At 54.9% G+C, this 13,422-nt stretch carries 11 protein-coding genes; 10 read left to right on the top strand and 1 reads right to left on the bottom strand.

Going from position 1 to position 13,422, the window contains the following annotated elements; translation table 11 throughout:
* Position 1: 1 nt before the first annotated feature.
* The 10 genes from atpD (at position 2) to ACLK1G_RS14620 (ending at position 12,417) form a co-directional block, all read left to right on the top strand.
* Positions 2-1,378: a F0F1 ATP synthase subunit beta gene (atpD, locus tag ACLK1G_RS14575; protein ID WP_039593181.1), complete on the top strand. Its 1,377-nt coding sequence runs from the start codon at positions 2-4 to the stop codon at positions 1,376-1,378.
* 45 nt (positions 1,379-1,423) lie between these two features.
* A complete protein-coding gene (locus tag ACLK1G_RS14580) occupies positions 1,424-1,849 on the top strand; it encodes a F0F1 ATP synthase subunit epsilon (protein ID WP_420766053.1) in 426 nt (141 codons plus the stop codon).
* Between the two features lie 115 nt (positions 1,850-1,964).
* On the top strand, positions 1,965-3,332 hold the full coding sequence (glmU, locus tag ACLK1G_RS14585) for a bifunctional UDP-N-acetylglucosamine diphosphorylase/glucosamine-1-phosphate N-acetyltransferase GlmU (protein ID WP_420766054.1): 1,368 nt from the start codon (positions 1,965-1,967) through the stop codon (positions 3,330-3,332).
* Positions 3,333-3,533: 201 nt separating this feature from the next.
* Positions 3,534-4,310 carry a DeoR/GlpR family DNA-binding transcription regulator gene (locus tag ACLK1G_RS14590; protein ID WP_420766055.1) on the top strand — a complete coding sequence of 259 codons (777 nt, stop codon included), beginning with the start codon at positions 3,534-3,536 and terminating at the stop codon, positions 4,308-4,310.
* A gap of 1 nt (position 4,311) precedes the next feature.
* Positions 4,312-6,144, top strand: a complete 1,833-nt coding sequence (gene glmS / locus ACLK1G_RS14595) for a glutamine--fructose-6-phosphate transaminase (isomerizing) (RefSeq protein WP_420766056.1) — start codon at positions 4,312-4,314, stop codon at positions 6,142-6,144.
* 268 nt (positions 6,145-6,412) lie between these two features.
* On the top strand, positions 6,413-7,312 hold the full coding sequence (locus tag ACLK1G_RS14600) for a TnsA endonuclease N-terminal domain-containing protein (protein WP_420766125.1): 900 nt from the start codon (positions 6,413-6,415) through the stop codon (positions 7,310-7,312).
* A complete protein-coding gene (locus tag ACLK1G_RS14605; RefSeq protein ID WP_420766057.1) occupies positions 7,305-7,493 on the top strand; it encodes a hypothetical protein in 189 nt (62 codons plus the stop codon). The genes ACLK1G_RS14600 and ACLK1G_RS14605 overlap by 8 nt, the downstream gene beginning before the upstream one ends.
* An 8-nt stretch (positions 7,494-7,501) precedes the next feature.
* On the top strand, positions 7,502-9,469 hold the full coding sequence (locus ACLK1G_RS14610; RefSeq protein ID WP_420766058.1) for a transposase: 1,968 nt from the start codon (positions 7,502-7,504) through the stop codon (positions 9,467-9,469).
* Complete coding sequence (locus ACLK1G_RS14615) at positions 9,466-10,914, top strand: ATP-binding protein (protein WP_023048574.1); 1,449 nt, start codon at positions 9,466-9,468, stop codon at positions 10,912-10,914. The genes ACLK1G_RS14610 and ACLK1G_RS14615 overlap by 4 nt, the downstream gene beginning before the upstream one ends.
* A gap of 24 nt (positions 10,915-10,938) precedes the next feature.
* Positions 10,939-12,417 carry a TnsD family Tn7-like transposition protein gene (locus ACLK1G_RS14620; RefSeq protein ID WP_031312166.1) on the top strand — a complete coding sequence of 493 codons (1,479 nt, stop codon included), beginning with the start codon at positions 10,939-10,941 and terminating at the stop codon, positions 12,415-12,417.
* Here ACLK1G_RS14620 and ACLK1G_RS14625 read toward each other — a convergent pair.
* On the bottom strand, positions 12,389-13,312 hold the full coding sequence (locus ACLK1G_RS14625; RefSeq protein ID WP_125924300.1) for a TniQ family protein: 924 nt from the start codon (positions 13,310-13,312) through the stop codon (positions 12,389-12,391). The two genes, ACLK1G_RS14620 and ACLK1G_RS14625, sit on opposite strands and share 29 nt — an antisense overlap.
* Positions 13,313-13,422: the final 110 nt, after the last annotated feature.

A 13,422-nucleotide genomic window follows, 5' to 3' on the forward strand; every position in this document is an offset into this window, starting at 1 on the left:
TATGAGTAGCGGACGTATCGTTCAAATCATCGGCGCCGTTATCGACGTGGAATTCCCACGCGACAGCGTACCGAGCATCTACGACGCCTTGAAGGTTCAAGGCGCCGAAACCACCCTGGAAGTTCAGCAGCAGCTGGGCGACGGCGTGGTTCGTACCATTGCGATGGGCTCCACCGAAGGCTTGAAGCGCGGTCTGGACGTCAACAACACTGGCGCAGCCATCTCCGTACCGGTCGGTAAAGCGACTCTGGGCCGGATCATGGACGTACTGGGCAACCCGATCGACGAAGCTGGCCCGATCGACACCGAAGAGCGTTGGGGCATTCACCGTCCTGCGCCATCCTTCGCTGAACAGGCCGGTGGCAACGAGCTGCTGGAAACAGGCATCAAGGTTATCGACCTGGTCTGCCCGTTCGCCAAGGGCGGTAAAGTCGGTCTGTTCGGTGGTGCCGGTGTGGGCAAGACCGTAAACATGATGGAACTGATCCGTAACATCGCCATCGAGCACAGCGGTTATTCCGTGTTCGCCGGTGTGGGTGAGCGTACTCGTGAGGGTAACGACTTCTACCACGAGATGAAGGATTCCAACGTTCTGGACAAAGTGGCACTGGTCTACGGCCAGATGAACGAGCCGCCGGGAAACCGTCTGCGCGTAGCCCTGACCGGCCTGACCATGGCCGAGAAGTTCCGTGACGAAGGTAACGACGTTCTGCTGTTCGTCGACAACATCTACCGTTACACCCTGGCCGGTACCGAAGTATCCGCACTGCTGGGCCGTATGCCTTCGGCAGTAGGTTACCAGCCGACCCTGGCTGAAGAGATGGGCGTGCTGCAAGAGCGCATCACTTCGACCAAGCAAGGTTCGATCACCTCGATCCAAGCGGTATACGTACCAGCGGACGACTTGACCGACCCGTCGCCAGCGACCACCTTCGCCCACTTGGACGCCACCGTCGTTCTGTCCCGTGACATCGCTTCCCTGGGTATCTACCCAGCGGTAGACCCACTGGACTCGACTTCGCGCCAGCTGGACCCGAACGTGATCGGCCAGGAGCACTACGACACCGCTCGCGGCGTTCAGTACGTGCTGCAGCGTTACAAAGAGCTGAAGGACATCATCGCGATCCTGGGTATGGACGAACTGTCGGAAACCGACAAGCAGTTGGTATCCCGCGCTCGTAAGATCCAGCGCTTCTTGTCGCAACCGTTCTTCGTGGCTGAAGTCTTCACCGGTGCATCGGGTAAATACGTTTCCCTGAAAGACACCATTGCTGGCTTCAAAGGCATCCTCAACGGTGACTACGACCACCTGCCAGAACAAGCGTTCTACATGGTCGGCGGCATCGAAGAAGCGATCGAGAAAGCCAAGAAACTGTAATCCCGGCGCCCGGCAACGGGCGCTAATTTAGGTTGAGGCAATCAGATGGCTATGACAGTCCATTGCGATATCGTCAGTGCGGAAGGGGAAATCTTCTCCGGTCTGGTCGAGTTTGTGGTTGCGCACGGTGAGCTGGGTGATCTGGGTATCACCATGGGTCACGCACCGTTGATCACCAGCTTGAAGCCAGGTCCGATTACTCTGACCAAGCAGGGCGGGGACAAGGAGGTGTTCTACATCTCCGGTGGTTTCCTCGAGGTTCAGCCGAACATGGTCAAGGTCCTTGCCGACACCGTGCAACGTGCTGCCGACCTGGACGAAGCCTCCGCTCAGGAAGCCGTCAAGGCTGCCGAGAAGGCCCTGAACGAAAAAGGCGCAGACTTCGACTACGGTTCTGCTGCTGCACGTCTGGCCGAGGCCGCAGCCCAGCTGCGTACCGTCCAGCAGATCCGCAAGAAGTTCGGCGGCTAAGCCGTCAGCTTTCTGTGCGATTGATTAAAAAGGGTAGCCTCGGCTACCCTTTTTTCTTTTCCCGACACTCATCATCTGGTCGCAGCCGCTGACCACCCAGGATTGGTAGCCAGTCATGTCTCTCGAAATCGTTATCCTCGCGGCCGGTCAAGGCACCCGCATGCGTTCGGCGCTGCCCAAGGTCTTGCACCCGGTCGCCGGCAATTCCATGTTGGGCCATGTTATCCACAGCGCCCGACAGCTTGATCCACAGCGCATTCACGTGGTGATCGGTCACGGTGCCGACGCGGTGCGTGAGCGCCTGGCGGCGGATGACCTGAATTTCGTCTTGCAGGACAAACAACTGGGTACCGGCCACGCCGTGGCTCAGGCTGTGCCATTCATTACTGCCGATACGGTGTTGATTCTCTACGGCGATGTGCCGCTGATTGAAGTCGACACGTTGCAACGTCTGCTCAAGCACGTCGCGCCACAACAACTGGGCCTGTTGACCGTCGAGCTGGATGATCCGACCGGCTACGGCCGCATTGTGCGCAATGCCGACGGCCAGGTGACAGCGATCGTCGAGCAAAAAGACGCCAACGAAGCCCAGCGCGCGATTACCGAGGGCAACACCGGGATTCTTGCCGTGCCGGCCGAGCGCCTGGGCGACTGGATGAGTCGTCTGTCGAACAACAATGCCCAGGGCGAGTACTACCTGACCGACGTGATTGCCATGGCCGTAGCCGATGGCCTGGTCGTCGCCACCGAGCAGCCGCTGGACGCCATGGAAGTGCAGGGCGCCAACGATCGTCGGCAGCTGGCCGAGCTGGAGCGCCACTATCAATTGCGCGCCGCCCGCCGCCTGATGGCCCAAGGCGTGACCCTGCGCGATCCGGCTCGTTTTGACGTACGCGGTGAATTCAGCGTGGGGCGCGACGTGGTCATCGATATCAATGTCATCCTCGAAGGCAAGGTCATCATTGAAGATGACGTGGTCATCGGCCCGAACTGCGTGATCAAGGACAGCACCCTGCGCAAGGGTGTGGTGATCAAGGCGAACAGTCACCTCGAAGGCGCGGTGATGGGGGAAGGCTCCGACGCGGGTCCGTTTGCCCGCCTGCGCCCGGGCACTGTGCTGGAAGCCCGTGCCCATGTGGGTAACTTCGTTGAACTGAAGAATGCCCACATGGGCGAGGGCGCGAAGGCGGGCCACCTGACCTACTTGGGGGACGCTGAAGTCGGCGCCCGCACCAACATTGGCGCCGGTACCATTACGTGCAACTACGATGGCGCCAACAAATGGAAAACCGTGCTGGGCGAAGACGTCTTCATTGGCTCCAACAACTCACTGGTGGCGCCTGTGGATATCTCCAGTGGGGCGACCACGGCTGCTGGTTCGACCGTTACCCAGAATGTGGATAACGGCCAATTGGCCGTGGCACGCGCCCGCCAGCGCAACATCGACGGCTGGAAGCGTCCGGTAAAGATCAAGAAGCCCTGAAGTTATCCACACATGCTCCTTGGTGGTAGCGAGCTTGCTCGCGATAGCGGTTTGTCAGATAGAACGTTCTAACTGAACCACCGCTATCGCGAGTGAGCTGCCACATTCGATTTCTGAATTTTTTCTCTTGGCGCCTTGACGATATCGCTGCAATAGGTTTTGATTGCTTACGTTATCTTTCGAATCGAAACTTAGGCCGTCATGTCCAAGCGCAACACACCACAACGTCGCCACAATATCCTCGTCCTGCTTCAAGAGCAGGGCGAGGTCAGCGTGGATGAATTGGCCAAGCGCTTCGAAACCTCCGAAGTTACGATTCGCAAGGACCTCGCCGCCCTGGAGACCAATGGCTTGCTGTTGCGTCGTTACGGTGGCGCGGTACCAATGCCTCAGGAGCTGGTGGCGGATAACGCCCAGAGTGTCTCCAAGTTCAAACACGCCATTGCCGGGGCCGCCGTGAAGCGGATCCGCGAACATGCGCGCATCATCATCGACAGCGGCAGCACCACGGCGGCCATGATTCCTCAACTCGGCAATCAGCCGGGGCTGGTGGTGATGACCAATTCCCTGCACGTCGCCAGCGCCTTGAGCGAGCTGGAGCACGAGCCGGTGCTGTTGATGACCGGTGGCACCTGGGACCCGCATTCGGAATCCTTCCAAGGCCAGGTCGCCGAGCAAGTGCTGCGTTCCTACGACTTCGACCAGTTGTTCATCGGTGCCGACGGCATCGACCTGGCGCGCGGCACCACCACTTTCAACGAACTGCTGGGCCTGAGCCGTGTGATGGCTGAGGTTGCACGCGAAGTGATCGTGATGGTGGAGGCCGATAAGATCGGTCGCAAGATACCCAACCTGGAACTGCCGTGGAGCAGCGTCCATACCCTCATTACCGATGATCGCCTGCCCGTGGAGGCACGCGACCAGATTCAGGCCCGCGGCATCAATCTGATCTGCGCACCTGTCAGCCAGGAGAAATAACATGTGTGGAATTGTCGGCGCCGTTGCTGAGCGCAACATCACGGCCATCCTGCTTGAAGGCCTCAAGCGTCTTGAATACCGCGGCTACGACAGTGCCGGCGTGGCGGTATTCACCCAAGACGCAAAACTTGAGCGTGTGCGGCGCCCGGGAAAAGTCAGCGAGTTGGAACGGGCACTGGACGCTGAGCCGCTGATCGGTCGCCTGGGTATCGCCCATACCCGCTGGGCCACCCATGGCGCACCGTGCGAGCGTAACGCCCACCCACATTTCTCCGGCGACCTGGCGGTGGTGCACAACGGCATTATCGAGAACTACGAGGCCTTGCGCGAACAACTCAAGGCACTCGGCTATGTGTTCACCTCGGACACCGACACCGAAGTCATCGCCCATTTGCTCACCCACAAGCTCAAGGACCTGGTGGACCTGACCGTAGCGCTCAAGGCCACGGTCAAGGAACTCCATGGCGCTTATGGCCTGGCGGTGATCAACGCCAAACAACCGGATCGCCTCGTGGCGGCCCGCAGTGGCAGCCCGTTGGTGATCGGCCTGGGCCTGGGGGAAAACTTCCTGGCTTCCGATCAACTGGCGCTGCGCCAGGTCACCGATCGCTTCATGTACCTGGAAGAAGGCGATATCGCCGAGATCCGCCGCGACAGCGTGCAGATCTGGGACCTTGACGGCAAGGAAGTCGAGCGCGAGGTGGTGCAATACCGCGACGGCGCCGAAGCCGCCGACAAAGGCGAGTTCCGGCATTACATGCTCAAGGAAATCCATGAACAACCGGCCGTGGTGCAGCGCACCCTCGAAGGCCGTCTGAGCCAGGATCAAGTGCTGATGCAGGCCTTCGGTCCGCAAGCCGCCGAGCTGTTCGCCAAGGTGCGCAACGTGCAGATTGTCGCCTGCGGCACCAGCTATCACGCCGGCATGGTCGCGCGTTACTGGCTCGAAGAGCTGGCCGGTATCCCCTGCCAGGTCGAAGTCGCCAGCGAGTTCCGCTATCGCAAAGTTGTCGTGCAGCCCGACACCCTGTTCGTGACCATTTCCCAGTCTGGCGAAACCGCGGATACCCTGGCTGCCCTGCGCAACGCCAAGGAGTTGGGCTTCCTCGCCAGCCTGGCGATCTGCAATGTCGGCATCAGCTCGCTGGTGCGCGAGTCTGATCTGACCCTGCTGACCCAGGCCGGTCGGGAAATCGGCGTGGCGTCGACCAAGGCATTCACCACGCAGTTGGTGGGCCTGCTGTTGCTGACGCTGTCCCTGGGCCAGGTGCGCGGCATGCTGGGCGAGGGCGTCGAAGCCAAGCTTGTCGAGGAACTGCGTCGCTTGCCGGCTCGCCTGGGTGAAGCCTTGGCGATGGACAGCACCGTGGAAAAAATCGCCGAGCTGTTCGCCGACAAGAACCACACCTTGTTCCTGGGTCGTGGCGCGCAATTCCCGGTGGCAATGGAAGGCGCCCTGAAGCTCAAGGAAATTTCCTATATTCACGCCGAGGCGTATCCGGCCGGTGAACTCAAGCACGGCCCGTTGGCCCTGGTGGATAACGACATGCCGGTGGTCACCGTGGCGCCGAACAACGAGCTGCTGGAAAAGCTCAAGTCGAACCTGCAGGAAGTACGCGCCCGTGGCGGCCAATTGGTGGTCTTCGCCGATGAGAAGGCTGGCATGACCAACGGCGAAGGTACCCATGTGGTACACATGCCGCACATCCACGACATCCTTTCGCCGATCCTCTACACCATCCCGCTGCAATTGCTGTCGTACTACGTGGCGGTGCTCAAGGGCACCGACGTGGACCAGCCGCGGAATTTGGCGAAGTCTGTGACGGTGGAGTGAGTTTCAGGCGGGCTGCTGGGCTCATGTTTTTGATTAATAAAGGTTGTCACAAAACAATAAAGGTTGTCACAACGTAATAAAGGTTGTCACAAGGCTGGCCCCGACCGCACATCAGGCCGGAGCCAGGCCTTGGAGATTTGGGTGACAATCCTCTACGCACCGCTGTGACTGTTGTCCTGGCTGAGCCCGCTCGCTGGCATGTCCTCTTTACACGACACACCAGCCTCGTTCCGTTCGAGTGGGTCGCCCAATCATGAGCGACTTGAACATGGCATCTGCGCCCGTAGCTCCGGTCAAGGCTGCCCACCGCCAGCTGATGACCCAATCAAAAATAGATAAAAAAATTAAATCAGGCCGTGGAAGTGGAGTGAGAGATTCCTATAAACCATGGATCAAGGTGTGGGAAATCAAATCAAAGGGTGTCTCCCATATGATTGCGGGAGTTAAGATTTTCCGCACTCATCACCTGCTGTCCAATGCGGAGCGAGATTACCTCACTGTACTTGAGCACGACGCCTCGATCATTGATATCCGAGAGCAGTACCCCCTGCTTACACAGGCTGAGACTCAAGCAATTGCCTCAAGCATAAATTGTCGTCACCCTGTATATCCTGGGACGCAGATACCTGTCGTTATGACGACGGACTTTCTCATCACCTTCTTGGATCCCTCTGGTGAAACGAGGTTAGCTGCTCGCTCAGTAAAATATAGAAAGGAATTTGAGCAGACTGATCTTCATGTGCGGAATCGAATAGCTGAAAAGCTCGCTATTGAGGAAAAATACTGGTCAATGAGGGGCGTGGACTGGAAGCTGGTCCTGCACGAAAACCTCTCGAAGATTAGATTAGCGAACCTCAGAGTTCTCAGGACTTATGCCAATATCCATCCCTCGTTGCCGACTGAGAAAAATATAGGGAACTTACTTGAATACATCGCGGGGTCAAAGACGGATCAAATACCCTTAAAAGCTCTTTTGGAAAAGGCGTCACGTGATATCTATATTGACTATATGAGCGTGAAGCGGCTCTTCCATCACCTGCTATGGATCGGCCGTTTAGAGTCTGATATTACCTCGAAAATAATAAGCTTGTCGCAGCCGTTGCACGTATGGCCGAGCCATCGGTCAGCGGCTTTGTCTCCGCCAACCGAGGTTTCTCATCATGCTTGATTTTCAAATTAACAGCATTGTTTCTCCCGGCGAAGAACCGAGCTTACTAAAAAAGGCAGTTAGGGTCTTAGGCATAAATAATGATACTGTTATCGTGATTGAGCTGAATATGAATCCAGGCAAGCCGTGGCAGATTGATAAGTCAGTTTTAATTGACGAAATTGATTCAGGGCGGTCTTAAGTCCAGAAATGGTTCCTTTACATCTGCTCAGAAGCGACGATGAAATTAGTGAAAATGAAAAGGCGAGCCGAAATCGAAATTGGAGTCTTATAAGAAGTTTAGTAGAAGATCGCTCTGCCTTGGATATTCTTGGTCCTGGTTTTGGGAAGCTTGTTGCGACGCATGCCATAGAGACAGGGGTAGAGCGTAAGCAGATATACCGGCTTCTATACCGCTATTGGAGTATGGGTCAGACACCTAACGCGTTTCTTTGGAACACAAGCGCTTGCGGCGGACGTGGGAAGAAAAAGGATCGGTCCTCAGGTATTATCCCCGGTCGGCCGCGTAAGTATCTTGGTGTCGTTGTCAATGATGGTGGTGCCATCCCGCTCGAACAGCGCCATCTCTCTCATATCCGTTTGGCTTACGGGCGAGTCGCTAGCGGCAAGTGTGGCACCCTGAAAGATGCACATAAGTGGATGTTAAACAAATTTTATAGAGCGACTCTCCCTGACGGATCGAAAGGAAATATTGTACGCGGCAGTTACCCGACTACTGCACAGCTTAGATATCACGGTAAATTATTTTTCGATGACCTGTATAAGCTCAAGGTGCGTGGCGGTTCTATCAGGTACAACAAAGACCATCGGGCTATCGTTGGCTCAGCATCCCAAGGCCTGATAGGCGCGACGCAGCGATATGAGATAGATTCCACCATCGCTGATGTCTATTTAGTGCATCGCGTTAATAGGCTGTGGCTCATTGGGCGTCCGATACTTTATGTAGTCGTCGATACCTACACCAGAATGATTGTAGGAATTCACGTGGGCCTTGAGGGGCCCAGCTGGAATGGGGCTAGACACGCGATATACAACGCTTGCACCTCAAAGGTTGAGTTTTGCAAACGATACAACGTAGACATTGAGGAAGCTGACTGGCCATGCTCGCATTTGCCAGTCGAAATTGTGGCTGACCGGGCTGAACTTCTAAGCGAGGCGGGGGCAACGCTCTCCCAAAGCTTGGGGCTTGGGGTGCAAATTTTGCCTCCTTTCAGGCCTGATTGGAAAGGGATCATCGAAAGCCGTTTCCGTCTGATCAATGAACACCTCGACTTGAAGTTCGTTCCAGGCGGAGTGGATGCTCGTAAAATGGAGCGCGGCGATAGGGACTACCAACTCGATGCCATTTTGGATATCGACGAGTTCACCGAAATGGTTATTGTAGGAGTCTTGGCTCACAATAAGAGCCTGCGGATACCACACCTTTTAAATCGCGAGATGATTGCCGGCGGAGTGGAAGCAACGCCTATAGCGATTTGGAATTGGTCGAAGGATAATAGCCCTATAAATTCAAAAGTAGTATCGCCGGCTGAGTTGAAAATCGCTCTATTGCCCTCTCAGCAGTGTCGTATAAGTCGAGGCGGTATTGTTTTCCAAGGCGTACAGTATACATGTCAAACAGCGTTACGCGAGGAGTGGTTGGAGCGCTCGCACAACCTGCGGACGAAATATGTTCGAGTATTCTATGATCCTAACTCTATTGAAAATTGTTGGATCAAGTCAGAAGCAGGTTTTGAGGCTTTAACTATTGTACCGCAGCAACGGCAGAAATATGGTGGACTCCGTATGGAGGAGGTTCTTGATATGATCCATGTCCTGAACCAAGTTTCGCCGGATGCCCGTTATGACAGTGATAATACTGCGGCGCTGGTAAGGGGGCGGCAAGAGGAAATCTTTGACCGGGCCAAATCCAAACGTGTCGCTCAGGGTGACCCGAAATCGAATGCAGATTTCAAGCGGGACAAACGTGCCAAGCGTGCTACCGAAGCTCAGACCGAGCGCGATTCCCATACCGCTGATCTGAATCAGCTACGCGTTGTGGATAACATACCTCCTGTGGCAGAAAATTCTAAGCTAGTCACCGGCAGGCCCAGTTCCGCGAGAAGCGCGGCGTTTCTGAAACTAGTCGTCAGCGAGGGAAGCGAGGCTGAGACATGAACGATTTGACGTTCTCCCCCGCAGAATACATTCCTACAGGCATGCCTCAGTACGATGGCAACCCGCTGATCGAATGCTTGCCTAGAATTCTGTCGGATGTAGATGTGGTCAGGCGCGTTGGGAACCTTCCGCCGAAGCCCGACGAGGCCGAACGAGCGTTGCCACCGAAGCTTCGCGGTCATGGGATCAACCGGCTGAAAGATGTTGTTGTTCCATTCGAAATTCACCTGCGCCTTGAAGACCTTTTCAGCCAGCTGATTCGCTACGGATATATGGGACGCAATCCGCTGTTGGCCTCATCTGTTAGGCATCGGCTGCCTTCCTCAGCGGAGGCCAAGGGCCACGGATTCATGTCCACCGCTGAGACGATGACGCTCATCGGCTTGAGTGGTATGGGTAAGACCACAGCGCTCAATTCCATCGCAAGGCTTTATCCGCAGGTGATCAGCCACAGCAGATATAAAGACGCCATTCTCATCGAAACCCAGGTCGTGTGGCTAAAGATTGAGTGCCCTCATGACGGCTCGTTGCGCGGTTTCTGTGCAGCATTCTTCTCAGCGTTGGATGCTGCGTTAGGAGTCGACAAATACTCGCGCAGGGGCGGTTCTGGCAACAGCATCAGCGTAATGCTCCAGCACATCAGTCAGCTGTGCAAAACCTTTTTCATTGGTGCTTTGATCATTGATGAAATGCAGCATCTTTGCTCCTCGCGGGGGGGACAGGATCGGGAAAAGTTGCTGAATTTCTTCGTAACTTTATCCAACGATGCAGGCGTTCCGCTGGTGTATGTAGGGACCAACGCAATGCTCCCGCTGTTTTCTGGTGTGCTGCGCAACGCCCGAAGAGCGGCGGGGATGGGACCCATCGCTTTTGACCGATTCAGCGAAGACGATCCGTTTTGGGAGCACTTGGTGTCCCAACTCTGGGCCTATGACTGGACGGCATCATGCGCCCCCCTGACGAAGGAGCTCTTGTCCAAGATCTATGATCTCGCCCAAGGCAATACTGATTTCCTAGCGAAACTGCTTATGCTTGCGCAGCGTCATGTAATTTGGGAGGGCCTCGACGCTATTACGCCAGCGGTGCTTCAGCAGGTGTATGACAATCAAATGAGGCTTCTACACAAGCCCATCGAGGCTCTACGAAGCGGTGATCCTCTTCAGATTGCTGACTTCGAGGACATGATGCCTACAAAAGACCAGATCGCCCAGATGATGAACTACGACTTGGCTCGCCGGGCCGACAGAGCTCATCTTTCGCTACTTACCCAGGCCGCGATCACTCCTCCACCTCAAGCCAAGGATAAATCGGCATCGAAGGCTACGGGTCGTACCGTGGTCCCGGTTGCTGACGGAGCATTAGCTAACGTGCATTTTTCGAAGGACGAAGACCTTCAGGCTCAGCTCGAACAGCGCGGCTGGGTGGATAGGGATTCCTCCTGGTGACATGAGGATCGGGAGCTCAAGGCAGTGGCTAACCTTCTGTTCTTCCCCCAGCCGTTCCCGGATGAGTCGCTCTACAGCCTGGCCGTGCGCTATCACAAGCTAGCGGCCAATCCAGGATACCGCGTGTCAAGCCACGAGCTCTTCGGTAGCTACTCGCGTACCTGTGGTTCCATTTTGCCATGCTGCTTAGGGGCTCTGTCTGAGCGTCTGGGAGGCGCCATTCCCGTAGGAGAGTTGATCAATCGCTTCACACTTTTACCGCTTTATTTGCCGTTTTTGAATGAACAGAAGGGCCGCGATGCCGTTGTTCTAATGGGAGGTAATCGGGGTACAGGACTCAAGATGGCCTTGGGCATAACAGCGTCGCGTTTCCTCCAACACGCCTCGTTTAGATATTGCGAGAGCTGCGTCGGACAGGACATGCTGGAGTGCGGCTTAGCCTACTGGCATCGTATTCATCAAGCTTCGGGCATTTGCGTCTGTCCGCGCCACAGCGAAGTGCTACAGGCGATGAGATTTCCCAAAGGGGCAGATTGGCGTTGCATGTTGCTACCGGGCGAATCAGGTGGAACGCCGGTTATGGACTGTGGAGAACACAGCGCGGCCATTGCGATTGCCCGTATGCAGCTATGGGGGCTCGACCACCCCGATGAGATCAAAGCGATCCAGGCTGGAAATTTTTTCAGGACCCGTTTGGACGAGATGAGTTTTATTAGGTCTGGTCGAATTAGAGAGGGAATGCTGAGAGAGTTCTTAACCAGGCGACTTCGGTGCAGTCCTAGCGCTGCCGAGTTTGAAGAAATGGTTCGGTCCTGTGACTGGGTTTTGCAGATCATACGGCGACGAGAGCGAATCGTGCAGCCCTTCAAGTTCTATTTCCTCTGCTGGCTCCTCGATCTGGAGCTGGAACACCTCAAGACCTACTGTCCAGAGGCCGATATATCCGCTGGTGTTATGGTCTGTCGTGATAGGCCGAATAACCTTACTGATGACAATGACCTCCAAGCCCGCCGGTTAGCCTTTGCAAACAGTGCTAACCCCAAATGTCATGACAAGCCGGGCTATCAGTGGTTGTACCGCCACGACAGGGAATGGTTGGTCAACTATGTTGCTGCAAACCCCTACCTCAGAGATCGAAAGATTCGAATCGACTGGCAATCCAGGGACTTCACCCTTGCGTCAGAGCTCGCTAAAGCTAGGGCGATCTTACTTTCTGTACACGGAAAGCCTCAGCAGGTCACCCGCGCTGCTCTATGCAGGCTTGTGGTAAACGCCCACGCTTTCCTTAAAATGCCGGAACATTTTCCGAGGAGCATAAGGTTGATGGCGGATTTGCTTGAGTCTACTCATGACCACCAGCTGCGTAAAATCCGGTGGGCAATCCGAGAATACTCTCTGACTGAACACTGTGCCATGAGTGTTCTCTACCGTTATGCCGGAATACGGATATCTCGCGTATCCGAAGATGAAATCCTCATGCAGATACGTGACGATATGGACTAGTTCTATTGGCTTCGTGCAAGAGTTTATTGAATATGGATTTTTTCTTCTCTCGCAGGAGGTCTTGCTCATCTTGGTTCGCTAGCAAATTTAAATAATTCTCAGCGGTGTGACATCCTAAAAATACATACATAGGAAATTTGTCACTGGTGGAGATACTGCTCGTGGTAAGTCTCGACGTAATCCCCATTTCTTTGTAAATCAGTTTGGAAATATCCAGCTCGGTGCGTTCGAATTCTCTAGTGCGATTAATCATGAGGCTTGCATATGCGATAAAGTCTGCCGTTCCATCATGTATCATCGGGCCGCGGTAGCCCAGAAGATCTGCGACAAATTTGGCGTACATATGACGGGTTGATCCGAATTCTCGCTTTTGACGTCTTGACCATTTGCCCTGCTTGCTGCACTTGGCTAGGTGACCAATCTCGTGCTTTTTCAGTGGCATTGAGCAGGCCGGACATGTTTCGATTAGAGTGCAAGCATGAGTACTGCAAACCTGTACGGAACCCAACACGTGCCTGCAATGAATATAGGGGCTTCCGCAGTTATTCAAGTCTTCGAGAACGCAATCTGGACAAACTTTCTGCCAAGTCTTTGGTGTGACGATTGCGGTCGCTCGATGACGACCAAGCGCAGCTATCATAGGATACAAAGTGTGGTCGTTTAGGACTAGTTCGGAAATTTTGTGGTCGTCTAGCAGTTTTGGGTAATAAAATTCTTGATGCGGCCGCCACTCTGCTTGCACGGTGCTTAAGGTTTTACTAATCCCAAAGCCAACACGAGGTATCGGTTTTATATAGAAATCTTCAGTTTTTAGAGATTTAATACCTAGAAGCTCATTGCCTCGCTTAAGCGCTGATGCGACATATTCTCCAGGTAATGGTGCGAAAATTCTCATTAATTGAAGTGCTTGTACACGTTGCTAGACGGGCGGTATGCCATTTTAGTTAGAAGTCACCGGTATCGCATCCACATTGGTGACCGTATTGGGCTATTGTGAAGGTGGAA

Source organism: Pseudomonas algeriensis, from assembly GCF_048847255.1.
Taxonomy (GTDB): domain Bacteria; phylum Pseudomonadota; class Gammaproteobacteria; order Pseudomonadales; family Pseudomonadaceae; genus Aquipseudomonas.

Coding starts and splice junctions, on each gene's coding strand:
- atpD (WP_039593181.1), top strand. CDS start 2: ATGAGTAGCGGACGTATCGTTCAAATCATCGGCGCCGTTATCGACGTG.
- ACLK1G_RS14590 (WP_420766055.1), top strand. CDS start 3,534: ATGTCCAAGCGCAACACACCACAACGTCGCCACAATATCCTCGTCCTG.
- ACLK1G_RS14600 (WP_420766125.1), top strand. CDS start 6,413: ATGGCATCTGCGCCCGTAGCTCCGGTCAAGGCTGCCCACCGCCAGCTG.
- ACLK1G_RS14625 (WP_125924300.1), bottom strand. CDS start 13,312: ATGAGAATTTTCGCACCATTACCTGGAGAATATGTCGCATCAGCGCTT.
- ACLK1G_RS14610 (WP_420766058.1), top strand. CDS start 7,502: ATGGTTCCTTTACATCTGCTCAGAAGCGACGATGAAATTAGTGAAAAT.
- ACLK1G_RS14615 (WP_023048574.1), top strand. CDS start 9,466: ATGAACGATTTGACGTTCTCCCCCGCAGAATACATTCCTACAGGCATG.
- ACLK1G_RS14605 (WP_420766057.1), top strand. CDS start 7,305: ATGCTTGATTTTCAAATTAACAGCATTGTTTCTCCCGGCGAAGAACCG.
- glmU (WP_420766054.1), top strand. CDS start 1,965: ATGTCTCTCGAAATCGTTATCCTCGCGGCCGGTCAAGGCACCCGCATG.
- glmS (WP_420766056.1), top strand. CDS start 4,312: ATGTGTGGAATTGTCGGCGCCGTTGCTGAGCGCAACATCACGGCCATC.
- ACLK1G_RS14580 (WP_420766053.1), top strand. CDS start 1,424: ATGGCTATGACAGTCCATTGCGATATCGTCAGTGCGGAAGGGGAAATC.